Here is a 23,948-nt window from a genome sequence, read left to right on the forward strand (position 1 = left end):
GGCGGCCCTGCGCTAGCTCCGCGGAGCCACCGTCACGGCCTCGGGCGCGAATGTGACCCGCACCGAGTCCCCGGGGCGCAGCACCGTGTCGGCGCCGTGCTGCGAGGCGAGGGTCGCCCCGTCGGCGAGCTGCACGACCGTGCGGCGGATCGAGCCGAGGAACCCGCTCGAGACCACGACGGCGTCGAGCGGGTCGATCCGCTCGGTCACCGGCTCCAGCCGGACGTGCTCGGGGCGGACGTAGGCCGTGACCTCGGCGCCGACGCCGGTGAGCTGCGGCGCCTCGAGCACGGGGATGCTCGCGCCGTGCACCCGCACCACGCCGCCGTCGAGCCGGCCGTCGACGCGGTTCGACAGGCCGACGAAGTCGGCGACGAACGGCGAGACCGGGCGGCGGTAGAGCTCCTCGGGCGTGCCGAGCTGGGCGATCCGGCCGCCCTCCATTACGGCGACCCGATCCGAGACGGCGAGCGCCTCCTCCTGGTCGTGGGTGACGAACACGGTCGTGATGCCGAGCTCGGTCTGGATCGCGCGGATCTGCTCGCGCAGGCGCACCCGCACCTTCGCGTCGAGCGCCGACAGCGGTTCGTCGAGCAGGAGCGCGCGGGGGCGGGTGACGAGCGCGCGGGCGAGCGCGACGCGCTGCTGCTGGCCGCCCGAGAGCTCGTGCGGGAACCGCTCGGCGAGGTGCTCGAGCCCGACGATCTCGAGCATCTCGCCGATGCGCGCGGTGCGCTCCGGCTTCGAGATGCGGCGCATCTGCAGTCCGAACTCGACGTTGCGCGCGACCGAGAGGTGCGGGAACAGCGAGTACTGCTGGAACACCATGCCGACGTCGCGCCGGTTCACCGGCACGTTCGTGACGTCGTCGGAGCCGATGGTGATGCGACCGCCCGACACCTGCTCGAGGCCGGCGATGCAGCGCAGCGCGGTGGTCTTGCCGCAGCCGGACGGTCCGAGGAGGCAGATGAGCTCTCCGGGCGCGAGCGACAGGTCGACGCCGTGCAGCACCGTGGTCGAGCCGTAGGACTTGGTGACGGACTCGAGGCGGACGGGCGAGCCTGCGGAGGAGGAGCGGGGATCAGCGGACACTGGGGGACTCTTTCGACGGGACGGGTGCGGTGGCGGATCCGGTGACGGCGGGCGCGGGCAGCGCGGGGGACGCCGCCCGACGGGCGCGGCGGCCGCTGCGCCGAGCCGAACCGGTGGCGCTGACGAGCAGCAGCACGACGAACGCGCCGACGAGCGAGAGCAGCGACACGATCACGGCGACGAAGGGATCCGATTTGGAGATCTGCAGCAGGGCGGTCTGCAGGGTGGTGCGGTTGAGCAGCGACGACACGGTGAACTCGCCGAGCACGATCGCGACGGTCAGCAGCGACGCGGCGAGCAGGCCGCGGCGCACGCCGGGCGCGATCACCCGGGCGAGCACGGTGCCCCAGCCGGCGCCGAGCGATCGGGCGGCCTCGGCACGGACCCGCGCGTCCATGCCCTGCAGGTCGGAGACGATCGCGCGGTAGGCGAACGGGAGCACGAGCACCCCGTAGGCGAAGGCGAGGGTCCAGACGCCGGATCCGAACACCTGTCCGATGCTGCGGTAGATCGGCGCGAACCCCACGACGAGCACGATCGCCGGGATCGCGATCGGCAGCACCGTGAGCAGGTCGAGCGCGCGCTCCAGCTTCGGGAAGCGGAGGTGCACGAGCACGATCGTCGGGAAGAACAGCACGAGCACGATCCCGAGCGTGATCACGGCGAGCAGCACCGAGTTGCCGAGGCCCTGGAATAGGATCCGGTAGCCGCGCGACTTCTCGGGGTCGAAGAGGGCCGCCCAGTGCTCGAGCCCGTAGCCGCCGGAGGTCTGGCGCAGGGTGAACTCGACCATCGCGCCGAGCGGGATCAGGAAGACGAGGCCGATCACCGTGACGACGGTGATGGCGAGCCCCTTCGAGGGACGACCGGGGATGCGCGCGCTCATCGCTGCCACCTCGCGGCACGGGCCATCAGACGGCCGTAGGCGAGCATGACCGCGGTCATGACGATGATCATGCCGAGGGCGAGCACGCCCGCGGTCGACGCCGTCGTGCCGCCGGTCTCGCCGATCAGGGCGGCGCGGATCTGGAGGGGGACGATCTGCGATCCCTGGCTGATGAGGGCGGCGGCGGTCGCGTACGAGGAGAACGCGTTCGCGAACAGGAGCAGCAGGGAGCCGAGGAAGGCGGGGGCGAGCACGGGCAGCCCGACGCGGGTCCAGTAGCTCCAGCTGGAACCGCCGAGGGTGGCGACCGCCTCGGCCCAGCCCGGGCGCAGCGCTGCGACCGCGGGCAGGAAGGTGATCACCATGAGCGGCACCTGGAAGTAGAGGTAGGGGAGGATCAGGCCGGGCAGCTCGTAGAGCCAGACGCCCTCCTCGAAGATGTTCACGCCGAGGTGGTCCTTCAGCAGCACCGTGATGACGCCCTGGATGCCGATCGTGGCGATGAACGCGAAGGCGAGCATGACGCCGCCGAACTGCGCGAGCACCGAGCTCGCGGAGTCGATCACGCGGCGGATCGCGCCGCCTTCGGGGAGCGCGGCGAGTGCCCAGCAGAGCACGGCCCCGACGGCCGCGCCGACGACGGCGGTGAGCGCGCTGACCCAGACGCTCGCGCCGAAGGCCTGCAGCGTGTCCGGGTGCACCAGCACCGAGAGGCCGGCGAGGGAGAAGCCCTGCGCGGTGCTGAAGCCGCTCGCGACGGCGAGCAGCGTGGGAACCGCGAGGAAGAGCAGGATGTACGCGCCGAACGGCGCGAGGCCGAGGGCGGGGAGCAGTCGTTTCATGGGGTCCGTCTGGTCGGAGGCGGTGGGAGGCGGAGATCCTGCGACTCGCAGGCTCGCGCAGGATGACGAACGGGGTCGCGCAGGATGACGAACGGGCGGGTCCGTCATCCTGCGCGAGGAACGAGTCGCAGGATCGGCGACTACTTGACGGCCGCGGCCCAGCGGTCGGCGAGCACCTTGTTGGCGGCCTCGACCTGCGCGGCGTCGGGCGAGATCCAATCGCTCGACTGGGTGCCGAAGGTGGCCTGCTCGATGAGCTTCTCGTCGGCCGAGCCGGCCTTCTTCAGCGCCTCGACGCGCACCGGGACGGCGTTCGCCTCGAGGTAGAGGGCCTGCGCCTCGTCCGAGAAGATCCACTCCTGCCACAGGCGCGCTGCGGCGGGGTTCGGGGCGTCCTTGCTGATGGCCTCGTTGTAGAACGAGACGTAGGCGGCGCCGGGGAGCACGGTGGTCTTCCAGCTCGGCTTGCCCTTGGCAGCCGCGACGTTGTTGAACGACCAGTCGAAGACGACCGGGGTCTCTCCCGAGGCGATGGTCGCGGGGGTCGGGTCGACGGTGAGGAAGTTGCCGGCCTGCTTGAGCTTCGCGACGAAGTCCACGCCCGGGCCGAAGTCCTTCACGCCGCCACCGTTCTGCGCGGCGATGAGGCCCACCGCGGCGAACGCGGCACCGGCCTGCGTCGGATCGCCGTTGAGCGCGACCGCGCCCTTGTACTTGGCGTCGAGCAGGTCATCGAGCTTCTTGGGCTCGGGCACCTTGGCCGAGTCGTAGCCGATCGACATGATGCCGGAGTAGTTGTTGACCCAGAGGCCGGTCTTCTCCTTGTTAGCGTCGGGGATCTCGTCCCACTTCTCGACCTGGTAGGGCGCGAACTTCGCGGTGTTGGCGAGTGCGACGGCGGCGCCGAGGTCGAAGACGTCGGGCGCGGTGTCCTGGCCCTTGAGGTTGTCGGCGGCCTGGATCTCCTCGGCGCTCGAGGCGTCGGGGGAGGCCGAGTTCACGGTGATCCCGTACTTGTCCTCGAAGCCCTTGATGATCTTGCCGTAGTTGGCCCAGTCCTCGGGGAGGGCGATGACGTTGAGCTGGCCCTCCTTCTTGGCGGCCTTCACGAGGCCGTCGATCCCGCCGAAGTCGGCCGCGCTGGTCGCCTTCGCTGCGTCGACCGTGCCGCCCTTCGCGTCCGAACCCGAGTCGGACGACGAGCAGCCGACGAGCGTGCCGCCGAGGATGAGCGCTGCCGTCGCGCTGAGGGCGACCGTTCGCAGCATCGCGCGTGAGTTCACGTGGAGTTCCTTCCATCACCAGAGGGGCCACCCTGGCGGGTTCGATCCGGCGATGCCGGGTCGGTCGGCGATGCCGGGCCCGGGATCTCAAGCTACGTTCGGCGAGTAGCCGGAGTGCGAAGCCCGGGTTACGGGAAGGTGACCGCTCGGTGCGGTCTCAGCGCGTCGTGGGAAGCGGTCGGGGCGACTCAGTCGCTCGACAGCATGACGATGGAGCCCGTGGTGGGCTGCACCGTGTTCGGATCGAGGTAGACGTCGGGCTCGACGTAGATGATGCGGGCCGCGGGCACGGCCTCGCGGACCCGGCGCTCGGCGAGGTTCACGATCACCGAGACCTCGCGCATGGTGCGCTCGGCGGCGACGCCGATCTTGGCGCCCACCATGAACTCGTCGGGACCGAGGTAGAGGGTCTTCATGTGGATGATGCGCTCGACCTCCGAGTTGGCGAGCAGGGCCTGCTCGATCTTCGCCACGTCCTCGTCGCTCGCGCCCTCGCCGACGAGGAGGCTCTTCACCTCGATGCCCACGATGATCGCGACCGCGATGAGGAGCACGCCGATGAGGATCGTCGCGATGCCGTCGAAGAGCCCGTTGCCGGTGAGCGCGGTGAGCCCGACGCCGAACAGGGCGATGACGAGGCCGGTGAGCGCGGCGAGATCCTCGAGCAGCACGATCGGGAGCTCGGGGGCCTTCGAACGCCGGATGAACGAGATCCAGCTGGCCGTGCCCTTGTGCGGGCGGCTCTCGGCGATCGCGGTGCGCAGCGAGAACCTCTCGAGCCCGATCGCGATGACGAGCACGAGGAGCGGGAGCCACCAGACCTCGAGCGGGTGCGGGTTCTGGATCTTCGAGATGCCCTCGTACACCGAGAACACGCCGCCGATCGAGAACAGCACGATCGCGACCACGAAGGCGTAGACGAAGCGCACCCGGCCGTAGCCGAACGGGTGCTCCTTGTCGGGGCGCTGCTTCGCACGGCGGCCGCCGAGCAGCAGGAGGAGCTGGTTGCCGGAATCGGCGAGGGAGTGCACGCCCTCGGCGAGCATCGAGGAGGACCCCGAGAACGCCCAGGCGATGAACTTGGTGACGGCGATCCCGAGATTCGCGAGGAATGCCGCGATGATCGCCTTGTTGCCGCCGGTCGCGCTCATCGCCGGATCCCCTCCACACTGACTCCACCGGATCCGCGGCCGCGCGCTGGGCGGCGACCGTCGACTCCGTTCGCCCCGTGCCGGAGCGGTGCATCCATCCTAGGATGGGCGGCGTGAGCGACTCGAATACTTCCGCCGTGCGTCTTCCGCGAACCGTCCTCCTCGGAGTCGGATCGATGGGCGGCGCGATCCTCGAAGGCCTGCGCGCACCCGAGGTGCGCATCGACGGCCCCATCACCGTCACCACCCGATCCGCGGCCAGCGCTGCGGCGTTCGACGGCGCCGACGACGTGCGCGCGTTCGCGAGCGAGACCGACCCGGAGGCGAACCGGATCGCCGTGCGCGGCGCGCGCATCGTGATCCTCGCGGTCAAGCCGTGGATGATCCACGACGTGCTGCGCGAGATCGCGGGGGACCTCGAACCCGGCGCGATCGTCGTCAGCGTCGCCGCGGGAACCACGATCGCGAGCATGGAGGCCCTCGTGCCCGCCGTGAACCCGGTCGTGCGCGCCATGCCCAACACCCCGTCGGTGATCGGCAAGGGCGTCACCGGCATCGCGGGCGGAGCGGCCGCCGACGCCGAGGTCATGGACACGGTGCGAGCGGTGTTCGAGACCGTCGGCCGGGTGCTCGCGGTCGACGAGGATCGGATCAACGCCGTCGCGGCCGTCTCGGGATCGGGGCCCGCCTATCTCTTCCTGTTCGTCGAGGAGTTCGTCGCCGCGGCGAAGCGGCTCGGTTTCGACGATGACGCGGCGAAGCTCCTCGCGGAGGGCACCGTCGCGGGCGCCGCGGCGCTGCTCGAATCCTCCGGTGAGGATCCGGCCGAACTGCGCCGCCGGGTCACGAGCCCGAAGGGCACGACCGAACAGGCCGTGCTCGTGCTGCAGTCGGGCGGCTGGGCCGATCTCTTCGACCGGGCGCTCGCTGCGAACATCCGCCGCTCCGAGGAGCTCGCGGCGGGCTGATCCGCGACTACGCGATCGCGGCGAAGCGCTCAACGTCCGACGCGGTGCCGGATACGATGATGAGATCGTGGGACGACACCACGGTGCTCGGCGTGGCGTAGGTGAACGGCTGACCGGGCGTCTTCACGCCGACCACCGTGACCCGGTAGCGGGAGCGCACGCCGCTCGACTCGAGGTCGAGGCCGCGGATCGAGCGCGGCGGGTACATCTTCACCAGCACGAAGTCGTCGTCGAACTGGATGAAGTCGAGCATGCTGCCGCTCAGCAGGTGCGCGACGCGTTCGCCGGCCTCGCGCTCGGGGTAGATGACGTGGTGCACGCCGATGCGCTCGAGGATCTTGCCGTGCGAGAACGAGATCGCCTTCGCCCAGATCTGCGGCACCCCGAGGTCCACGAGGTTCGCGGCGATGAGCACGCTGGCCTCGATCGAGGATCCGACGGCGACGACGGCGATCTGGAACTCGTCCGCGCCGATCTGGCGGAGCGCCTCGATGGACCGCGCGTCGGTCTGCACGGCGTGGGTGACGCGGTCGGCCCACTTCTGCACCAGGGTGGCGTCGGTGTCGACCACGAGCACCTCGCGGTCCTGGCGGTCGAGCTGGCCCGCGGTCGCGGCGCCGAAGCGTCCGAGTCCGATCACCAGCACGGGGGCATCGCTGCGGATATCAACCAACGATCGGCCTTTCTTCGGGGAGGCGGAACATGCGGGAACGGCTGGTCGCCGCGACCGCGGCCGCGAGGGTGACGGTGCCGACGCGGCCCGCCCACATCGTCGCGGCGAGCACGTACTTGCCGGCGTCGGGCAGGTTCGCCGAGAGGTCGGTGGAGAGGCCGCACGTGCCGAACGCCGAGATCACCTCGAACAGCACGATGTCGAGCGGTTGGCCGGTCATGTGCATGATCGTGATCGAGGCGATGGCGACGATCGTCGCGCCCCAGATCACGACCGAGACGGCGACGCGCAGCACCTCGTTCGGGATCCTGCGGCCGAAGGCCTGCATGTCCTGGTACCCGCGGGCCTCGGCGTACGCGGCCAAGAACAGGACCGCGATCGTCGTCACCTTGATGCCGCCGGCGGTCGATGCGGAGCCGCCGCCGACGAACATCAGCATGTCGATCACGAGCAGGGTCGAGCCGTTCATATCGAGCGGATCGACGATCCCGAGGCCGCCGGAACGCGTCATGACCGACATGTAGCCGGAGCTGAACAGCGTCTGCCCGAGGTTCTGGGAACCGAAGGTCGACGGATTGTTCCACTCGAGCCCGGCGATGGCGAGCCAGCCGAAGATCACGAGCACGATCGTGGTGGTCAGCGTGAGCTTGGCGTGCAGGCCGAGGCGCTTGTGGGCGCGCCAGCCGCCGCCGGCCAGGTAACGGTAGAGCGCGAAGATGACGGGGAAACCGATGCTGCCGAGGAACACGCCGATGGCGAGCACCGACAGCAGGTACCCGTCGGTCTCGTAGGGCGCGAGGCCGCCCGGGAGCGGCACGAAACCGGTGTTGGTGAATGCCGAGGCCGCGAGATAGAAGCCATTGCCGAGGGCGTGCGGGAGCGAGTAGCCCTCGAGCAGCAGGCGGGGCGCGATCATCAGCGTCAGGGCGGCTTCGATCACGAGGAGGCTGATCGCGACGGCGCCGAGCAGTCCGCCGATGTCGCCGAGGCCGACCGCCTGGCTCTCGCTGACGCCGCGACCCGTGCGCATCGGGTTCGTGTCGGTCGCGGCGAGGAGGCGCTGGCGCAGGCCCAGGCGCCGGGTGACGGTGAGCCCGAGGATGCTGGCGAGCGTGAGCACGCCGATGCCGCCGATCTGGATGCCGGCGAGAATCACGAGATCGCCGAAGATCGACCAGTGGCTGGCCATGTCGACGGTCGAGAGGCCGGTCACGCAGATCGCCGACACCGCGGTGAACATGGCGTCGGCGAGCGGGGTGATGGTGCCTGCCGCCGAGGAGATCGGCAGCGAGAGGAGCGCGGTCCAGAGCAGGATGAGAGCGGAGAAGACCAGGATCGCGAATCGCGCGGGCGACGACTGGATCATGCTCTGGATCCAGGACTTCTGCGCCAGCGGAGCGGACGTCCTGCGCATCGCGCGCTGTGCCCTCACGTCTCCTTCTTCCGACTCGCCCGACGATTCGGTGCAACGGCCCCGAGGTTCGCGGTTGTCATGCTACACACCCGGCGGGTTACCCTGGTGGCTATGCCTGACATTTTCGGAGTCATCGCCGACGCGACCCGGCGCGACATCCTGCAGATCCTGCTCGAGCGGCATCTGGAGGGTACGGAGATCAGCGTCTCCGAGATCGTCGCCCGGCTCGAGATCAGCCAGCCCACGGTCTCCAAGCACCTGAAGGTGCTGCGGGACTCCGAGCTGGTCACCGTGCGCGAGGAGGGGCAGCACCGCTTCTACTCGCTGGATCCCGAGCCGCTCGAGATGATCGAGGACTTCGTGATCCCCTTCCTCTCGGCCGGGTTCGAGACCGAGGTGTCGGTCGAATACCTGACGGAATCGGGGGAGCCGGTGCCCGGCCCGGACTCGGACGAGGAGGTGCTGCCCGAGGGCGTGGCGGCCGCGGCCGAGGGGATCGGTCGTGTCGCGGCCAAAGCCGAGCACCAGGTGAAGGAGCTCGTGGCACGCTTCCGGCTCCGCGGCTGAGCGCATACCTGCGGCCCTCGGTTGGCTTCATGCGGCGCGCCGATGTTAGGATGTGTGTTTTGTGGGCCATCGACCCGATGCGACCCTGAGACGTTGTGAGGTACCGATGGGTTCAGTTATCAAGAAGCGCCGCAAGCGCATGTCGAAGAAGAAGCACCGCAAGCTGCTTCGCAAGACTCGTCACCAGCGTCGCAACAAGAAGTAGTCGACTCGCGCCACGAGGCGCATGATCGACGAAAGGCGTCGGGCTCTGCCCGGCGCCTTTCTTGCGTCCCGGCCGCTTCGCCCGGTCATCCTGCGCGTTGACCGTGCGGTTCCACCCCGTCATCCTGCGCGTTGACCGTGCGGTTCCACCCCGTCATCCTGCGCGAGGGACGAGCGGTCCCGTCCCGTCATCCTGCGCGAGGGACGAGTCGCAGGATCTACACTGGCTGAGTGCCGAATCCCGTCTCGATCCGACTGCTGAGCAAGCCCGGGTGCCACCTGTGCGATGACGCGCGAGCGGTGGTCGAGACCGTGCGATCCGAGACCGCGGAGCGGGGGATCGCCTCCGAGCTCGAGGAGCTCGACATCCTGCAGGATCCCGAGCTGGCCCGACGGCACTCGGAGGACATCCCGGTCGTGCTCGTGAACGGCCGGCGGGTGGCGATCTGGCGCGTTGATCCGGCGAAGCTGACCGCCGCGATCGAACGCGCGGCGAACGGCCCGAGACTCGCGCTGTTCCGGCGCTGAGCTCCGCGCGACCGTCCCGAAATCCGAACCATCGATCCCGAACCGAGGAGAACTCGAATGACCCTGCGCCATGTGGTGAGCTGGAAGCTGAACGGCGAGACCCGCGAGGAGCGCGATGAGCAGGCCGCTCGCGCGATCGCCGCGATCGAGCCGCTGCGCGAGAGCGTTCCGACGGTCCGCGCGCTCGACGTGCGTCGCAACGAGCTCTTCGACGGCGACAACTTCGATGTCACCCTCATCGCCGATTTCGATGACGCTGAGGGGCTGGCCGTGTACGCCGGTCACTCCGAGCACCTCCCCGTGGTCGCGCTGATGAAGCAGATCACCGCGGCCCGGGCCGCGAGCGACTTCACCGTCTGAGCGACCGGCTCTGGCCGAGGGTCGGCCGCTGGAGCGGCCGGCCCGAAATAGTTGAATCCTCCACTAGTGTGGGTCGGGTGCGCGAACGGCGTGTGCGATGAAACAGGAGGCAACGGTGCCCGTACGAACGATCCGCAGACTCGTCGGCCTGACGCTGAGCGTCGCCCTCCTCACCTCGGGTGCCGTCGCCGCGTCCCCGGCGTTCGCCGAGGACGCACCGGCGCCCGAGGCCCGGTCGGCGGAAGCGTCCGCTCCCGCCGCGCGCGAGCACCGGGGCGACTGGACCCCGGCCGAGCTGCTGGAGCGCTCCCGCGAGCGGAAGTCCGTGAAGCGGCCCGCCGCGCTCCCCGTGGGGGCGGCGTCTCTCCACGGCACCATCGACGTTCCGGCAGGGGTGCTCGATCCCGATGACTTCTCCGCCGTGGTCCTGGCTTCCAGCGACGGCACGGCCTACTACGACATGTCGTCGATCGAGGCGGACGGCGGGTACGCATTCTCGGGAGTCGACCCGGGCGAGTACGTCCTCATCGCCGCGGGCACGTGCGGCTGCGAGCAGGGCTGGTTCACCCAGCTGCTGACGGCAGCGGACGGCACGGTGACCGTGTCGGTCGCCGACGGGGCCGACACCACGTGGAATGCCGCGATGGCGGTGCCCGATGCGCAGGTCTCGGGCACTGCGTTCGGGCTGCGGGACTCCTTCGACGCCGGCGTCGCTCCGATCGTCTATACGAAGGCGGACGGCCGCTGGATCCAGCTCGACATGGGAATGGTGCGCGAGGGGCCGCTGTCCTCGCGGGCCTACGTGCTGCCGATGCTGAGGAGCGGGACGTACACGGTCGGACTCATCGAGGATCCGGATGCGGCGGGCCGCGAACGGATGACCTGGCTCGGCGGGGCATCGGCGCTGCAGTCGGCCAAGCCCGTCGCGCTCGCGGCGGCGGAGAATCGCACCGGAACCGACCTCGGGTTCCCGGGCAGGCCGGTCGTGACCGCCGCGAACCTCGCGGTCAAGCGGTTCTCCGGAGCGGATCGTTTCGACACCTCGGCGGCGATCTCGCGGGCGGCCTACCCGTTCGGGGCGTCGACCGTGTACGTCGCGAACGGGAACGCGTTCCCCGATGCGCTCGCCGGTGCGGCGGCGGCCGGTGCGGAGGGTGCGCCGGTGCTGCTCGTGCGGTCGGGCTCGATCCCCGCAGCGGTGCGCACGGAGCTCTCCCGGTTGCGGCCCGAGAACATCATCGTGCTCGGCGGAGCCGGGGCGGTCAGCGTCTCCGTGCAGGTCGAGCTGGAGCAGTTCGCCGACTACGCCGTGCGACGCATGGCGGGCGCGGACCGCTACCAGACTGCGGCGACCATCTCGCGGAAGACCAGCGGGACCGAGGTGCCCGCGGTCTATGTGGCGAGCGGCATGAACTTCCCCGACGCGCTCGCCGGTGCAGCCGCGGCCGGTGCGGCGGGCGCTCCCGTGCTGCTCGTGCCGCAGGGGACGATCCCGGCGGCGGTGAAGACCGAGCTCGCTCGGCTGCGACCGGAGCAGATCATCGTGCTGGGCGGAACCGGTGCGGTGAGCCGCACGGTCGAATCCCAGCTGCGGCGGTACGCGAGCAATGGGGTGGCGCGGATCGACGGCCCCGACCGCTTCGGGACCTCGGTCGCGATCTCGGAGTCGACGGTTGAACCGGGCGCCCCGATCGCGTATGTCGCGGACGGCATGAACTTCCCGGACGCGCTCGCCGGGGCCGCGGTAGCCGCGGCGCAGGGCGGCCCGATCCTGCTCGTACGGCAGGGATCGATCCCATCGACGATCGGCTCGGAGCTGTCGCGGCTCCAGCCGCAGCGCATCGCGGTGCTCGGTGGAACGGGCGCGGTCGGATCCGGCGTGCAGGCGCAGCTGAAGCAGTACCTCGTCCCCTGAGTCGAGGCCGCCGCTCAGCTCCGTCCGGTGTCCGCGGCCGCGCGTCGGTAGACGCTCGGGGTGCGGCCCAGCACCGCGACGAAGTCACCCGTGAAATGGGCGTGGTCGGCGTAGCCGAGCTCGATCGCGAGGTCGGCGATCCGGAGCTCCGGGTGGTCCCGCAGCCGCTGCGCCGCTTCCTGCAGACGGCGGCGGCGGATCAGCGCGAGGGGCGGAACGCCCACGAAACGATCCGCGAGGCGTTGCAGACTCCGCACCGAGAGGTGCATCCGTTCGGCGAGCTGCTCGACGCGCGTGATCGAGGGATCTTCGACGAGCGCCGCGAGGTGATTCGCGAGGGCGCCGTCCGACCCGGGCGCGGGGGCGGGGACGCGGTCGGTGACCCACTCGATCAGGAGCGCCGCGGCTGCGGCACGACGCGCAGCGCCGTCCGTCGTCGGTGCCGTCATCGCGCGGGCGACCCGATCGCGGAGCTCCTCCGCTCCCGGCGCGGTGAGGGGGATCGCGCGGTCGCGGAGCTCCGCGGGACGCCCGAGCAGCGTCGGCTGCGCGGCGGGCCTGAGCAGCGCGCCCACCGCCCAGCCCCGGCCGCGCAGCACGCGCTCCGAGCGGCGGGTCGGCGGGCCGACGAGTATCGAACCCTCGGATTCGATCACCAGGTTGCCCGCGGGGAACGGCAGCACCTCCTGCCGGGACTCCTCGCCGGGGGCGAGATCCCACTCGGGGATCCAGATCCAACGCATCGCGTAGGCCGCTGCGGGCGGCGCGGGCATGCGGTGGAACTCGGGAAGCCTCGACGGGAACAGGGTCCCGCGCTCTGCGTCGTCGCGTCCGGTCATGCTGCTCCGATGGGTGTCCGGCCGAGGGCCGCGGCGCCGTTCGGCGAGCCGGTTCCCAGTGTCGCGGGATCTGGCGCGAATGTTCAAGTACGGCGCGCGGCGGCGGATCTACGCTGGCGCCATGACTGAAGAACTCACCCGGGCTGCGACCGGATCCCATACGACGAACGGCATTCCCCACGGCGTGACCTCGCTCACGCCCTTCCTCGCGATCCCGCGCGCCGGCGAGGCACTCGCCTTCTACCGCGACGTGTTCGGCGCGCGCGTCGTCGACACGACCGAGTTCGGCGGGGTCCTCGCGCACGCCGATCTCGACTTCGGCAACGGCCGCCTGCAACTCGGCGTGCCTATGCCGGACTACCACCTGGTCGCCCCGCCGGAGGGCGAGGACGACGTCTGCTATTCGATCGCGCTCTACGTGCCCGACGTGGACGCCGTGGTGGAGCGGGCGGTGGCTGCCGGTGTGGTGGTGCGCGAGCCGGCTGCGCACTTCGTCACGGGGGACCGCTTCGCGAGCATCCGCGATCCGTTCGGCGTGCGGTGGTCGATCATGACCCGTGTCGAGGACCTCTCCGAAGAGGAGAGCGTGCAGCGGGTGCGCGATTGGGCGAGCTCGTTCGAAGCGGAGTAGCGAGAACGCGGCTCCCTACTCGGGTTCGGCCGCCGCGGCGGGCGCGTGCAGGTGCAGGCGCTCGCCGCTCGTGTTGAGCAGGCTGATGGTCTCGGCCGGACGTCCGCCCTCGGCGCGCATCGCGTGCGGGGTCCGCGTGTCGAACTCGGCGGCCTCGCCGCGTTCGAGCACGAGCTCCTGATCGCCGAGCAGCAGCCGGAGCCTGCCGGAGAGCACGTACATCCACTCGTGGCCGTCGTGCGTGCGGGGCGTCATCCGGGGCGCGTCGGGGTGGTACGTGATCTTGAACGCGCGAACCTCGGACTCCTCGCGAGTGAGCGGGGCGATCGTCATGCCATCCCGCTGCACCGACGGGCGACGGACCCTGGGGTCGCGATCCCGCGGGTCGAGCAGGTCGTCGATGCGGATCCCCAACTGCCGGGTGAGGGGGAGCAGGAGTTCGAGGCTGGCCTGGCGCTTGCCCGATTCGAGCCGTGAGAGCGTGCTGGGCGACATCTGCGCCCGCCCGGCGAGCTCCTCGAGGGTCCATCCGCGGGTCTGGCGCGCGGCCCGCAGGCGGGGGCCGAGCCGGTCGAGTTCGGGCACGGAGCCTCCTCGTCGGGGAATATTCTTGCTGCTTTCGCAAACATGATTGCAGAACCTGGATGCCCCGACAACTCTGGAAGCATGACAGCAGAGTGGATCGAAACCATCATCGTCGGCGGAGGGGCCGCGGGCCTCAGCGCCGCGCAGTCCCTCGGCCGGGCCCGTCGCGGCGTGCTCGTGCTCGATACCGGGATGCCGCGCAACCGCTTCGCGGACCGCATGCACAACGTGCTCGGGCACGACGGGATCGCCCCCGGGGAGCTGCTCGAGATCGGCCGGCGCGAGGCGGCCGGGTACGGCGTGCGGATCGAGGCGGTCGGTGTGCGTACCGTGCGGGAGCCCCGCACGGACGAGGCCGCCGACGGCGCGGGCGGACCCGACCGTCCGGGCGCGGGAGAGACCCGCCTGGTCGTCGAGCTCGAGGACGGTCGGAGCATCGGTACGCGCGCCGTGATCCTCGCCTCGGGGGTCACGGACGTGCTGCCCGAGCTTCCCGGCCTCGCGGAGCAGTGGGGGCGCGGTGCCGCGCACTGCCCCTACTGCCACGGCTGGGAGGTGCGCGGCGAGCGGATCGCCGTGCTCGCGACCTCGCCCATGAGTCTGCATCAGGTGCAGCTGCTGCGGCAGTGGACCGACGAACTGACGGTGTTCACCGCCGGGATCGGGGAGCTGGCGGACGCGACCCGAGCCGAGCTGCGGGCGCGGAAGATCCGACTGGTCGACCGGCCCGTGGCCGAGGTCGTCAGCGATGAGGGCGGGGTGCTGCGGTCCGTGCGCACGGACGACGGGCGGACGCACCTCATCGACGCGCTGTTCACCTTCGGTGCGATCCGCCCGAACGACGACGCGGTCGCCGCGCTCGGTCTGGCACGCACGGAGGCGCCGTTCGGCAGCTTCCTCACCGTCGACCCGATCGGACGGACCAGCCACCCGCGCATCTGGGCCGTCGGCAACGTGGTCAATCCCTCGGCGGCGGTGCCGCTCGCGGTCTCGAGCGGCAGCATGGCCGGCGGCGGGGTCAACCTGGCGCTCGCGGAGGCGGACTTCGCCCGCGCGGCGGAGACGGCGGAGACGGCGGTCGTGCGATGACCGCGTCGCACGGCGCCGGGCACGGGCACGGGCGCGGCTCGACGGCGGCCGACGGCGGGGTCGGAAACGGAGAGGCGCCCATCACGTTCTGGGAGCGCCGCTACTCGGGCGCCGAGCCCATCTGGTCGGGGCGGGTCAACGCGACGCTGGCCGCCGCGGTCGGCGATCTCGCGCCGGGATCCTCGCTCGACCTGGGCTGCGGAGAAGGCGGTGATGTGCGCTGGCTCGCCTCTCACGGGTGGCGGGCCGTCGGGATCGAGCTCTCGCCGACCGCGGTGTCCCGCGCGGAGGCCGCCGCGGTCGAGGCCGGGCTCGGCGGCGACCGGGCGCGGTTCGTCGTCGCCGACCTGGGGGAGTGGGCCGGCGACCCGGCCGGGATCGATCGCGGGGAGGCGCGCGGTTTCGACCTCGTGACGGCGAGCTTCTTCCAGTCGCCGGTAGAGCTCCCCCGTCAGCGGATCCTGCGAGCGGCAGCGGGCCGCGTGGCTCCCGGAGGGCACCTGGTGCTCGTCTCCCACGCGGCGGCGCCCTCGTGGGCCCCGGGCCACGGCGGCGACTTCCCGTCGCCCGAGTCCGAGCTCGCGATGCTGGATCCGGCTCCGGACGACTGGGTGACCGTGACCGCCGAGGTGCGAACTCGGGCCATCACCGGGCCGGATGGAGCACCCGCGACGCTCGACGACACCGTGGTGGTGCTGCGCCGCCGCTAGGCCTCGGTGCGCATCCAGTTCGCGGCGCGCAGGCCGGGAACCCGCGAGAACTCCCGCTGGTTGCCGGTGACGACCGTGAGGCCGCGGGCTCGGGCGATCGCGGCGATCTGCAGGTCGTGCGCACCGATCGGGGTTCCGGCTCGGGCGAGCTCGGCCCTGATCTCGGCCGCGTGCGATGCCGCTTCCGTGTCGAAATCGATCAGGGAGACCAGGGGGAGGAATTCGTCGACGGCGTGACGGTTGCGCACCGGATCGCTCGACCGCTCGGCGCCGAACCAGAGTTCGAACGCCGAGATCGAGGAGAACGCGATCTCGTCCGCGTGCTGTTCGCACCGGGCGACGAGATCCGGGGTTCGCTGACGGAGCAGCTCGATCGCGGTGCCGGTATCGAGCAGAAAGCGCAGCATCAGGCCTGCCAGCTGCGTTCCTGCGGAGCCGGCTGGTCGCGGTTCGCGCAGAAGTCGGCGGTGACCTCGGTGCCGTTCTCGGCCCAGTAGCTCCAGTCGGACCCGGCCGGGGTGAGGACCCGGGCGTTGCCGATCACACGCACGTCGACCACCTGGACCTCCTTGAGAAACGAGTCGAGGCCCGTCCCGCGGATGCGGGACGGGCCTCGACTCGTGCTTCTGATCGCGCGCTGCGGGCTAGGGCAGCAGGCGGTTCGGGCCGCGGAACAGGTAGGTGACCTCGCGGATCGACGACTGCTGCAGCATGAGCATCAGCACGCGGTTCAGGCCCATGCCGAACCCGCCGTGCGGCGGCACACCGTAGCGGAAGAAGTCGAGGTAGAACCCGAGCTCGGCGGGGTCCATGCCCTTCTCGACGGCCTGCGCCTCGAGCACCTCGATGCGGTGCTCGCGCTGCGCGCCCGTCGAGATCTCGGTGCCGCGGTAGACGAGGTCGTAGCTGTTGGTCAGCTGCGGGTTCTCGCTGTTGCGCATGTGGTAGAACGGGCGGATCGACACGTCGTAGTCGGTGAGGAACACGAAGTCGTGGCCGTACTTCTGCTTGACGTGCGCGGCGATGCGGCGCTCGCCCTCGGGGTCCATGTCGGCGTCGGCGCGCGGCACCTCGTAGCCCTCCGCCTTCACGATCTCCTTCGCCTCGGCGAGGGGGATGCGCGGGAACGGGCGGGACGGGACCTCGAGCTCGATGCCGAAGAGCTTCTGGATCTCCTCGCCGTGCTTCTCCTTGACCGCGGAGAGGCCCGCGACGATGAGCTCCTCGTGCAGCTCCATGACGTCCTCGTGGGAGTCGATCCAGCTGAGCTCGGTGTCGATCGAGGTGAACTCGGTCGCGTGGCGCGAGGTGAAGGAGTGATCCGCGCGGAACGCCGGGCCGACCTCGAAGATGCCGCCGAAGCCGGCGGCCTGGGCCATCTGCTTGAAGAACTGCGGGCTCTGCGCCAGGAACGCCTTGCCCTCGAAGTACTCGACCTCGAACAGCTCGGCGCGGGACTCGGATGCCGAGGCCATGAGCTTCGGGGTCTGGATCTCGATGAAGCCGCGGTCGACCCAGACGTTGCGCAGCGCGTGCAGGAACGTGGTCTGGATGCGGAACACGAGGTTCTGCTCGGGGCGGCGCAGGTCGAGGAAGCGCCAGTCGAGACGCACGTCGATGCCGCTGTCGGCCGCGATCGGGTTGTCGGGCAGCGCCGCGGTGACGACCTCGATGGTCTCGATCTGGATCTCGACGCCGCCGAGCTTGACGCGCTCGTTGTGCTGCAGCTCGCCCTCGACGGTGACGAAGGTGCCCTGCGTCAGCTCGGAGATGGTGGTCGTGCGCGGGACCAGGATGTCGGAGCGCGGGTTCTCGGGGTCGGGCTCGCGCAGCACGCCGCCGTTCACCAGCTGCACCGCGCCGCTCTCGTCGCGGAGCACGACGAACTGCACGTACCGCTGGTCACGCACCTTCTCGACCCAGCCGGAAACACGTACGGGGCCGTCCTCGCGGGCGGCGAGATCCTTGATCAATACACGCTCAGTCACCCGGCCAGTCTAGTCGCGGCGGAGGGCGGCGATGCGCGGGGGAGGGCCTCGGGGGACCTGCTGTCGGGCGATACGTCTCCGTGGCGTGGACGGAGGGCTCGAATAGGCATGAAGGTACGTGTACGGACCTCCTGAATATCTGTGCAGAATTCTCTTTGACAGTACGCATTTCAGCACGTATGGTGAGGGAAGTTCGCAGATAGTGCGTATACGTACTAATTCGAAGTCGCGATACGCGGGATCGATGGCGGCACACCCCTGGACTCAAAGGAGAGGTTCATGTTGAACGTACGTGGAGCGGCGCTCGTCGCCATCGCGGCGGCGGTCGCGCTGCTCGCTTCCGGCTGCTCAAGCGCCGGAGAACCGGCCGGCGGTGGGAGCACCGCCATCGACCAGGTCAAGGTCGCCTCGATCGACGTCGAAGGCACCATCCCGCTACTCATCGGCGAGGAACAGGGAATCTTCAAGAAGCACGGGATCCAGGTGACCTCGACCATGTCGCCGGCCTTCGACGGCACCCTCGCCTCGGTGATGAACGGCCAAGCCGATGTCGGGTTCGCGGCGTCCCCACCGATGATCCGGGCGATGATGAAGGGGGCGCCCATCACCGCGGTCGCGCAGACCGCGATCATCAGCGGCGAAGAGCAGCAGGCCGCCGTCGTGGCGAAGGACCCGTCGCTCAAGTCCCCGAAGGATCTCGTCGGCAAGCGCGTCGCGGTCGCCTCCCTCAACGATCTGGCATCGATCGGCATCCGCGTTGCGGTGGCGAAGGACGGCGGCAACCCGGACGACGTGCAGTTCGTCGAGCTGCCCGGGCCGCAGCGGCTCCCCGCGCTCACCGGCGGCAAGGTCGACGCGGCGATCTTCATCGGGGCTCCGGCCGTGTCCGCACTGAAGATCGACGGCGTCCACCTGGTCTTCCAGTACACCGAGGCGCTGCCGGCCGGCAGCCCGCTCGACATGTACTTCTCGAAGGTCGACTTCGCGACGGGCAACGCCGATCTGCTGAAAGGGTTCCGTGCGGCGATGACGGAGGCCTGCGAGTACGCGAACGCGAACCCCGACCTGGTGCGCGAGCATATCCGCAAGCTCCTCACCGATGTTCCCGAGCAGGCGGGAGTCGTGGACCAGCTGGAACTCACGAAGTACCGGACCGACATCAACCCGAAGGCGCTGATGGAACTCCAGGACGCGCTGGTCCAGTACGGAGGGCTTGAGAAGACCGTGCCCGCGGATCGCTTCTTCTCGTTCGAGAACGGCAAGTAGGAACGGAACCCCATGGACAAGCGAGTGCGTGCGCTCTGGCTCGGTGCGGTCGGCATCGTCGGCGCGATGCTGCTGTGGGAGGTGATCGCCCGCTTCGGGATCATCTCCGAGGCATCGCTGCCGCCGTTCACCACAGTGTTCGGCAGACTGCTCGGTGAGCTCGGTAAGGCCGCGACCTGGGGCGCGACCCTGACGACCCTGCTGCAGGCCGCTGCGAGCGTGGTGATCTGCACGATCGTGGCCGTGCCACTCGGGATCCTCATCGGACGGGTCCCCGCCGCCGACCGGTATACCCGATCGACGATCGACTTCCTCCGTGCCGTCCCGGGCGTCGCGCTCGTGCCGCTGTTCCTGCTCTTCATCGGGGCGACGAACGAGATGGTGGTGCTGCTCGCCTCGTTCGTCGCCTTCTGGCCGCTGCTGATCCAGGTGACGGAGGGCGCACGCTCCGTCGAGGAACAGACGCTCGACATGGCGAGGAGCTTCCGGCTCGGGGCGAGAGTCCGGTTCTTCCGGGTCGTGCTTCCCGCGACCATGCCCTCCGTCATCACCGGGCTCCGGCTCGCGGTGACCGTCGCGCTGCTGGTCTCGATCGGCGCCGGGCTGCTCTCCGGCGCTCCCGGGGTCGGCCAGCTGATCTCCGTGGCCAACGTGAACGGCGACGGGCTCGGAGTCTTCGCCTTCGCCGTGTGGTCGGGGATCCTCGGTATCGCGGTGCTCTCGGCGCTGCGCCGGCTCGACAGCAGGATCCTCGCGTGGCACTACGCGCGTACTCGGATGGAACGGACGGCTTGACCATGAAACGGATCCTCGGATCGCCCGCGATCGCCTTCCTGGCGCTCCCGGTGCTGCTGCTCGTCGCGGTGACCGCTTACGCCGCGCTCGCGAACAACATCTTCATCTCGACCCCCGCGGACGTCTGGGCCCGATTCCAGGAGTGGTGGCCCACCGGTCTCCAGCGTGATCTCCTCCCGAGCCTGATCAACGTGGCGGTCGGCTTCGCGGCGGCGGTCGTGGTCGGCACGGCCGCCGGACTGGTACTCGGCCTGTTCCCCACGGCACGGGCGCTCTGGAGCCCGCTCATCGACTTCATCCGCGCGATCCCCGACGCGGCGATCGTGCCGGTGCTGCTGCTCATCTTCGGTCTCGGCCCGGGAACCAGAATGCTCGTCGTGTTCCTGAGCTCGGTCTGGCCGATCCTGATCGGAGCGATGGATGGGGCCCAAGCCATCGACCCGAGGCAGCGGGAGATGGGGCGCGCCTTCCGCGTGCCGCGTACTCGCGGCTTCTTCGCCGTGATCCTGCCCGCGACGAGTCCGCAGATCCTCGCGGGGATCAAGATCGGCCTGTCGGTCTCCTTCATCGTCGTCATCATCAGTGAGATGTTCGGATCGACCGAGGGCATCGGACACTTCGTGATCGCGTCGCAGCGCCAATTCGACATCGCGGGCGTCTGGGTCGGCACTCTGGTGATCGCGATCATCGGCTACCTCCTGAACACCGTATTCGGCCTCGTGCAGCGGCGGATCCTGCACTGGCACCCGTCATCCCGGAGCCTCGCATGAGCCCCGAACTCGCACATCCCCTCGAGGAGAGAGAAATGAACACTTCAGCGGAATCCGCAGGAGCGGCGGTGCTCGAAGCCGTCCACCTGAGCAAGGCGTACGGCTCGGGGGATCGGCGGCGTACGATCCTGTCCGACGTGAACTTCGCGCTGCACGACCAGGAGTTCGTCTGCGTCGTCGGTCACTCGGGAACCGGGAAGACGACGCTGCTGCGCTGCCTCACCGGACTGCTCGCGCCGACCGACGGAGAGGTCCGCTTCCGCGGCGACCGGGTCGCTGCGCCGCCCGAGGGGCTCGCGATCGTCTTTCAGGACTATTCGCGGTCCTTGCTCCCCTGGATGAGCGTCGCGCACAACGTTGCCCTTCCTCTCGAAGGGAAGGGCCTGCCGAAGCCGGATCGCGCAGTGCGCGTCGAACGTGCGCTCGAAGCGGTCGGGCTGTCGGCCCACGCGAAGAAGCTGCCGCACGAGCTCTCCGGCGGGATGCAGCAGCGCGTCGCGATCGCCCGGGCGCTCGCCTACCAGCCCTCGGTGCTCGTCATGGACGAGCCCTTCGCGAGCGTCGACGCGCAGACGCGCGCCGAGCTCGAGGATCTGACCCTGCAGTTGCGCGAGGAGTACCGGACCTCGGTGCTGCTCGTGACCCACGACGTCGACGAGGCCGTCTATCTGAGCGACCGCGTCGTGGTTCTCGGCGGCTCGCCGGCCGGCGTGGTGCGCGTCGAGGAGACGGGACTCGGTCGAGAACGGGATCAGATCGAGACGAAGACCCTGCCTCGCTTCGGCGAGGTGCGCGCGGAGATCCTCCGGGAGATCCGTTCGCAGTCGGCGCAGACTTCGCCGACAGAATTGTTGCAGGTGGCCTTGGGCGGAACGAAAGCAGGACAGCGATGAACGAGACGAACACGACCGACGGGACGACGGCGCCCCGGGCCGAGCAGACCGTGGGCGGGACCGACCCCACCTGGGCCTTCATGCTGCGGTTGCGCCGCCTGACGCAGCTCTACACGGCATCCTGGGGCCGGGCGGTCTCCGCCGAGGTGACCTCGACCCAGTTCGGTGTGCTGACCTTCCTCGAACGGTTCCCCGGAGAGAGCCAGAAGGACATCGGCGCGCACCTCTCGATGGACAAGTCGAACATGACCGACGTCGCGAACCGTCTCACGCGGCGCGGCTACGTGCGCGTGCTGAAGGACCCGCGGGATCAGCGGCGCAACGTGCTGGTGCTCACCCCCGAAGGGCGGAGCCTGCTCGCGGAACTACGTCCGCGCGTCGACGCACTGCGAGCGGACACGTTCGCGGAATTCTCCGGCGGGGAACTGCTCGAGTTCCTCGGCGGCATGGATCGGCTGATCGCCCGCCTCGAGACCTTGAGCGGGGAGTGACGATGACATTCACCGCGGTTCCGGAACGGAGGCGGCTGGGCGGCGTCACCCTGCTCGACCCCGAGCGCGTGGACAAGGGGCTGACTCTCATCGCCTCGAGCTGGGGCGGGACCCGAGTCCGGCTCGTCGACGAGGCCGGTGCGGAAGTGCACGGGTGGGATCTGCCGTGGCCTCCCGGGCTCGGACAGACGATCACGAGCCGGGGCACCCTGCTCGCGAACGGCAAGGTCCGCGACGACCATCCATTCCTCTCGGGGCTCCCGTTCCAAGCCGGTGCGATCGCCGAGTTCGACTGGGATGGGCGCAAGCTCTGGGAGGTCCGGCACTCCGGCCATCATCATGACGGGATCCTGCTCGCCAACGGGAACGTGCTGCTGCTCGGCATCGGAGCGGTTCCCGAGGAGATCGCCGCGCGGGTGCGCGGGGGCATCGGGGAGCCGGGAGCGACGATGTGGGCCGACACCCTGGTCGAACTCACCCGGGAGGGCGATCAGATCTGGGAGTGGCGCAGCTGGGAGCACCTCGACCCCGAGCTCGACGTGATCGGTCCGGGACCCATGGACCGCGAAGAATGGTTGCACGGCAACGGGATCGCCGAGCTGGAGACGGGGGAGATCCTGCTCAGCGCGCGGCAGACCTCGACCGTGCTGCGCATCTCGCGGGAGACCGGGGAGATCACCCGCCGCTACGGCTCAGGAACCCTCGCGGGGCAGCACTCGCCGTGGATCACCGACGACGGAACAGTGCTGGTCTTCGACAACGGCTTCAACCGCCTCGACGGCGCCCCGCCGTACTCCCGCCTGATCGAGTTCGATCTCGAGACCGGGGAGGAGGTGTGGCGGTACACCGACCCCGTGCCGTGGGAGCTGTTCAGCGCGCTGCAGTCGTCGGTGCAGCGTCTGCCGAACGGCAACACCCTCGCCTGCGAGGGCCTGACCGGACGGGTGCTCGAGGTGACCCGCGATGGCGACACCGTCTGGGAGTACGTCAACCCGCACATGGAGTTCCGGGCCTTCCAGGACTCCGGGGCGCGGTCGAACCGCATGTTCCGTGCGCGCAAGTTCCCGCGGGACCTGTTCCGTACGGCCGGGGTGCCCCTGCCCGAGTCCGAACGAGGAGGAACGCGATGAGACTCGTCATGCTCGGTACGGCGGGCGGGCCCCGGCCCGTCCCGAAGCGTGCCGCACCGGCTCAGGCCATCGTCCACCGCGGTGAGGTGCACGTGATCGATTGCGGCAACGGCGTCGCCAGGCAGATGGCGATGGCCGGGATCGCGCGCAGCGATCTCGCGGCCACCTACATCACGCACCACCACGCAGACCACATGCTCGACCTCGGTGCGCTGCCGCTCATCGCCTGGACCGACGGGCGTGAAGAGGTGATCGACCTTTACGGGCCCCCCGGCACCACGGCGATGACGCACGATTTCCTCAGCATGGCCGCCCCCGAGATCGCCGCGAGGACCGCGACCACCGGCAGGCGAGCGTTTCCCGAGATGCTGCGCAACACCGACATCCACGATGCGCGTGTGGTCCGGGAGCGCAACGGCCTGCGGGTCTCGACCGCGCTCGTCGACCACCCGCCGTTCGAGGTGGCGCTCGGGTACCGCTTCGACAGCGATCAGGGGTCGGTGGTGTTCTCAGGGGACACGTCCTACAGTCCGGCGCTCATCGAGCTCGCCCGGGGAGCCGACGTGCTCGTGCACGAGGCGATCTTCCCGGAGGCTCTCGCCGCCCAGACAGAGGGAGCGAACGCGGGGACCCTCATGGATCACCTGCTCGGCTGCCACACCACGGCCGCCGATGCGGGACGCGTCGCGGCGGAGGCCGGGGTGGGCACGCTGGTGCTCTCCCACCTCGTACCGGGTGGGGACGTGGTGTCCGAGGAGATGTGGCGCGATGCCGCCGCATCGACGTTCGATGGACGGATCGTGGTCGCCCGCGATCTGCAGGAGATCCCGGTCGGCAGCGGAGCCGACCGGATGATGACGACAGCGAAGGAGCGTTGA

28 protein-coding genes are annotated in these 23,948 nt (G+C 69.9%); 16 read left to right on the forward strand and 12 right to left on the reverse strand.

The annotated features are described in order from the left end of the window. Nucleotides 1–12: 12 nt before the first annotated feature. The 5 genes from XM48_RS15890 to XM48_RS15910 form a co-directional block, all read right to left on the reverse strand. Entirely contained in the window at nucleotides 13–1,092 is a 1,080-nt protein-coding gene (locus tag XM48_RS15890) for an ABC transporter ATP-binding protein (protein WP_046456820.1), read from the reverse strand. Next, entirely contained in the window at nucleotides 1,082–1,978 is an 897-nt protein-coding gene (locus XM48_RS15895) for an ABC transporter permease (protein ID WP_046456958.1), read from the reverse strand. The genes XM48_RS15890 and XM48_RS15895 overlap by 11 nt, the downstream gene beginning before the upstream one ends. Continuing rightward, nucleotides 1,975–2,820 (reverse strand): ABC transporter permease subunit, encoded by an 846-nt coding sequence (locus tag XM48_RS15900; RefSeq protein WP_084821240.1) that lies wholly within the window; start codon nucleotides 2,818–2,820, stop codon nucleotides 1,975–1,977. The genes XM48_RS15895 and XM48_RS15900 overlap by 4 nt, the downstream gene beginning before the upstream one ends. Nucleotides 2,821–2,960: 140 nt before the next feature. Further along, nucleotides 2,961–4,103, reverse strand: coding sequence for an ABC transporter substrate-binding protein (locus XM48_RS15905; protein ID WP_046456822.1), 1,143 nt, complete (start codon nucleotides 4,101–4,103; stop codon nucleotides 2,961–2,963). 188 nt (nucleotides 4,104–4,291) lie between these two features. After that, complete coding sequence (locus XM48_RS15910; RefSeq protein WP_046456823.1) at nucleotides 4,292–5,254, reverse strand: cation diffusion facilitator family transporter; 963 nt, start codon at nucleotides 5,252–5,254, stop codon at nucleotides 4,292–4,294. 104 nt (nucleotides 5,255–5,358) lie between these two features. Between XM48_RS15910 and proC the strand changes: the two genes are divergently transcribed. Further along, on the forward strand, nucleotides 5,359–6,222 hold the full coding sequence (proC, locus tag XM48_RS15915; RefSeq protein ID WP_046456824.1) for a pyrroline-5-carboxylate reductase: 864 nt from the start codon (nucleotides 5,359–5,361) through the stop codon (nucleotides 6,220–6,222). A 7-nt stretch (nucleotides 6,223–6,229) separates the two neighbouring features. On the opposite strand, the gene XM48_RS15920 is transcribed toward proC, so the two are convergent. Both XM48_RS15920 and XM48_RS15925 read right to left on the reverse strand, forming a co-directional pair. Further along, nucleotides 6,230–6,895, reverse strand: coding sequence for a TrkA family potassium uptake protein (locus XM48_RS15920; RefSeq protein ID WP_046456825.1), 666 nt, complete (start codon nucleotides 6,893–6,895; stop codon nucleotides 6,230–6,232). Next, nucleotides 6,888–8,261, reverse strand: a complete 1,374-nt coding sequence (locus tag XM48_RS15925; protein ID WP_046456959.1) for a TrkH family potassium uptake protein — start codon at nucleotides 8,259–8,261, stop codon at nucleotides 6,888–6,890. Before XM48_RS15925 ends, XM48_RS15920 begins: the two co-directional genes overlap by 8 nt. A 159-nt stretch (nucleotides 8,262–8,420) precedes the next feature. Here XM48_RS15925 and XM48_RS15930 point away from each other — a divergent pair, with 159 nt between their 5' ends. The 5 genes from XM48_RS15930 (at nucleotide 8,421) to XM48_RS17165 (ending at nucleotide 11,883) form a co-directional block, all read left to right on the forward strand. Then, nucleotides 8,421–8,876: a helix-turn-helix transcriptional regulator gene (locus XM48_RS15930; RefSeq protein ID WP_046456826.1), complete on the forward strand. Its 456-nt coding sequence runs from the start codon at nucleotides 8,421–8,423 to the stop codon at nucleotides 8,874–8,876. Between the two features lie 106 nt (nucleotides 8,877–8,982). After that, nucleotides 8,983–9,081, forward strand: a complete 99-nt coding sequence (locus XM48_RS17620) for a 30S ribosomal protein bS22 (RefSeq protein ID WP_005504750.1) — start codon at nucleotides 8,983–8,985, stop codon at nucleotides 9,079–9,081. 230 nt (nucleotides 9,082–9,311) lie between these two features. Beyond that, complete coding sequence (locus XM48_RS15935; protein WP_046456827.1) at nucleotides 9,312–9,608, forward strand: glutaredoxin family protein; 297 nt, start codon at nucleotides 9,312–9,314, stop codon at nucleotides 9,606–9,608. 57 nt (nucleotides 9,609–9,665) lie between these two features. After that, a complete protein-coding gene (locus XM48_RS15940) occupies nucleotides 9,666–9,968 on the forward strand; it encodes a Dabb family protein (protein WP_046456828.1) in 303 nt (100 codons plus the stop codon). A 97-nt stretch (nucleotides 9,969–10,065) separates the two neighbouring features. Next, nucleotides 10,066–11,883 (forward strand): cell wall-binding repeat-containing protein, encoded by a 1,818-nt coding sequence (locus tag XM48_RS17165; RefSeq protein ID WP_084821241.1) that lies wholly within the window; start codon nucleotides 10,066–10,068, stop codon nucleotides 11,881–11,883. Between the two features lie 14 nt (nucleotides 11,884–11,897). Here XM48_RS17165 and XM48_RS15950 read toward each other — a convergent pair whose 3' ends face one another. Beyond that, nucleotides 11,898–12,722 (reverse strand): helix-turn-helix domain-containing protein, encoded by an 825-nt coding sequence (locus XM48_RS15950; RefSeq protein WP_046456829.1) that lies wholly within the window; start codon nucleotides 12,720–12,722, stop codon nucleotides 11,898–11,900. 121 nt (nucleotides 12,723–12,843) lie between these two features. On the opposite strand from XM48_RS15950, the gene XM48_RS15955 reads away from it, so the two are divergent. Then, entirely contained in the window at nucleotides 12,844–13,353 is a 510-nt protein-coding gene (locus XM48_RS15955) for a glyoxalase/bleomycin resistance/extradiol dioxygenase family protein (RefSeq protein ID WP_046456961.1), read from the forward strand. Nucleotides 13,354–13,368: 15 nt separating this feature from the next. On the opposite strand, the gene XM48_RS15960 is transcribed toward XM48_RS15955, so the two are convergent. Continuing rightward, nucleotides 13,369–13,938: a helix-turn-helix domain-containing protein gene (locus tag XM48_RS15960; RefSeq protein ID WP_046456830.1), complete on the reverse strand. Its 570-nt coding sequence runs from the start codon at nucleotides 13,936–13,938 to the stop codon at nucleotides 13,369–13,371. Between the two features lie 81 nt (nucleotides 13,939–14,019). Between XM48_RS15960 and XM48_RS15965 the strand changes: the two genes are divergently transcribed. Continuing rightward, nucleotides 14,020–15,027 carry an NAD(P)/FAD-dependent oxidoreductase gene (locus XM48_RS15965; protein WP_046456831.1) on the forward strand — a complete coding sequence of 336 codons (1,008 nt, stop codon included), beginning with the start codon at nucleotides 14,020–14,022 and terminating at the stop codon, nucleotides 15,025–15,027. After that, a complete protein-coding gene (locus XM48_RS15970) occupies nucleotides 15,024–15,737 on the forward strand; it encodes a bifunctional 2-polyprenyl-6-hydroxyphenol methylase/3-demethylubiquinol 3-O-methyltransferase UbiG (RefSeq protein WP_046456832.1) in 714 nt (237 codons plus the stop codon). Before XM48_RS15965 ends, XM48_RS15970 begins: the two co-directional genes overlap by 4 nt. On the opposite strand, the gene XM48_RS15975 is transcribed toward XM48_RS15970, so the two are convergent. From XM48_RS15975 to aspS, 3 genes are all read right to left on the reverse strand, one after another. Further along, nucleotides 15,734–16,144, reverse strand: a complete 411-nt coding sequence (locus tag XM48_RS15975) for a type II toxin-antitoxin system VapC family toxin (RefSeq protein ID WP_046456833.1) — start codon at nucleotides 16,142–16,144, stop codon at nucleotides 15,734–15,736. The two genes, XM48_RS15970 and XM48_RS15975, sit on opposite strands and share 4 nt — an antisense overlap. After that, nucleotides 16,144–16,296: a hypothetical protein gene (locus tag XM48_RS18045; protein WP_156175096.1), complete on the reverse strand. Its 153-nt coding sequence runs from the start codon at nucleotides 16,294–16,296 to the stop codon at nucleotides 16,144–16,146. The genes XM48_RS15975 and XM48_RS18045 overlap by 1 nt, the downstream gene beginning before the upstream one ends. 85 nt (nucleotides 16,297–16,381) lie before the next feature. Then, nucleotides 16,382–17,725, reverse strand: coding sequence for an aspartate--tRNA(Asn) ligase (gene aspS, locus XM48_RS15985; protein ID WP_231580921.1), 1,344 nt, complete (start codon nucleotides 17,723–17,725; stop codon nucleotides 16,382–16,384). 279 nt (nucleotides 17,726–18,004) lie between these two features. On the opposite strand from aspS, the gene XM48_RS15990 reads away from it, so the two are divergent. From XM48_RS15990 to XM48_RS16020, 7 genes are read left to right on the forward strand one after another with little or no spacing between them, the layout of a single operon-like run. Next, on the forward strand, nucleotides 18,005–18,991 hold the full coding sequence (locus XM48_RS15990) for an ABC transporter substrate-binding protein (protein ID WP_046456836.1): 987 nt from the start codon (nucleotides 18,005–18,007) through the stop codon (nucleotides 18,989–18,991). A gap of 12 nt (nucleotides 18,992–19,003) precedes the next feature. Next, a complete protein-coding gene (locus XM48_RS15995) occupies nucleotides 19,004–19,786 on the forward strand; it encodes an ABC transporter permease (protein WP_046456837.1) in 783 nt (260 codons plus the stop codon). Nucleotides 19,787–19,788: 2 nt separating this feature from the next. Beyond that, complete coding sequence (locus XM48_RS16000; protein ID WP_046456838.1) at nucleotides 19,789–20,556, forward strand: ABC transporter permease; 768 nt, start codon at nucleotides 19,789–19,791, stop codon at nucleotides 20,554–20,556. Between the two features lie 35 nt (nucleotides 20,557–20,591). Further along, a complete protein-coding gene (locus tag XM48_RS16005; RefSeq protein WP_046456839.1) occupies nucleotides 20,592–21,449 on the forward strand; it encodes an ABC transporter ATP-binding protein in 858 nt (285 codons plus the stop codon). Continuing rightward, on the forward strand, nucleotides 21,446–21,940 hold the full coding sequence (locus tag XM48_RS16010) for a MarR family winged helix-turn-helix transcriptional regulator (protein ID WP_052961576.1): 495 nt from the start codon (nucleotides 21,446–21,448) through the stop codon (nucleotides 21,938–21,940). Before XM48_RS16005 ends, XM48_RS16010 begins: the two co-directional genes overlap by 4 nt. Before the next feature lie 2 nt (nucleotides 21,941–21,942). Beyond that, nucleotides 21,943–23,070 carry an aryl-sulfate sulfotransferase gene (locus XM48_RS16015; RefSeq protein ID WP_046456840.1) on the forward strand — a complete coding sequence of 376 codons (1,128 nt, stop codon included), beginning with the start codon at nucleotides 21,943–21,945 and terminating at the stop codon, nucleotides 23,068–23,070. After that, nucleotides 23,067–23,948, forward strand: a complete 882-nt coding sequence (locus tag XM48_RS16020; protein WP_046456841.1) for an MBL fold metallo-hydrolase — start codon at nucleotides 23,067–23,069, stop codon at nucleotides 23,946–23,948. The genes XM48_RS16015 and XM48_RS16020 overlap by 4 nt, the downstream gene beginning before the upstream one ends.

Origin of the sequence: Leucobacter sp. Ag1, assembly GCF_000980875.1 — a bacterium.
Classification (GTDB): Bacteria; Actinomycetota; Actinomycetes; order Actinomycetales; family Microbacteriaceae; genus Leucobacter; species Leucobacter iarius.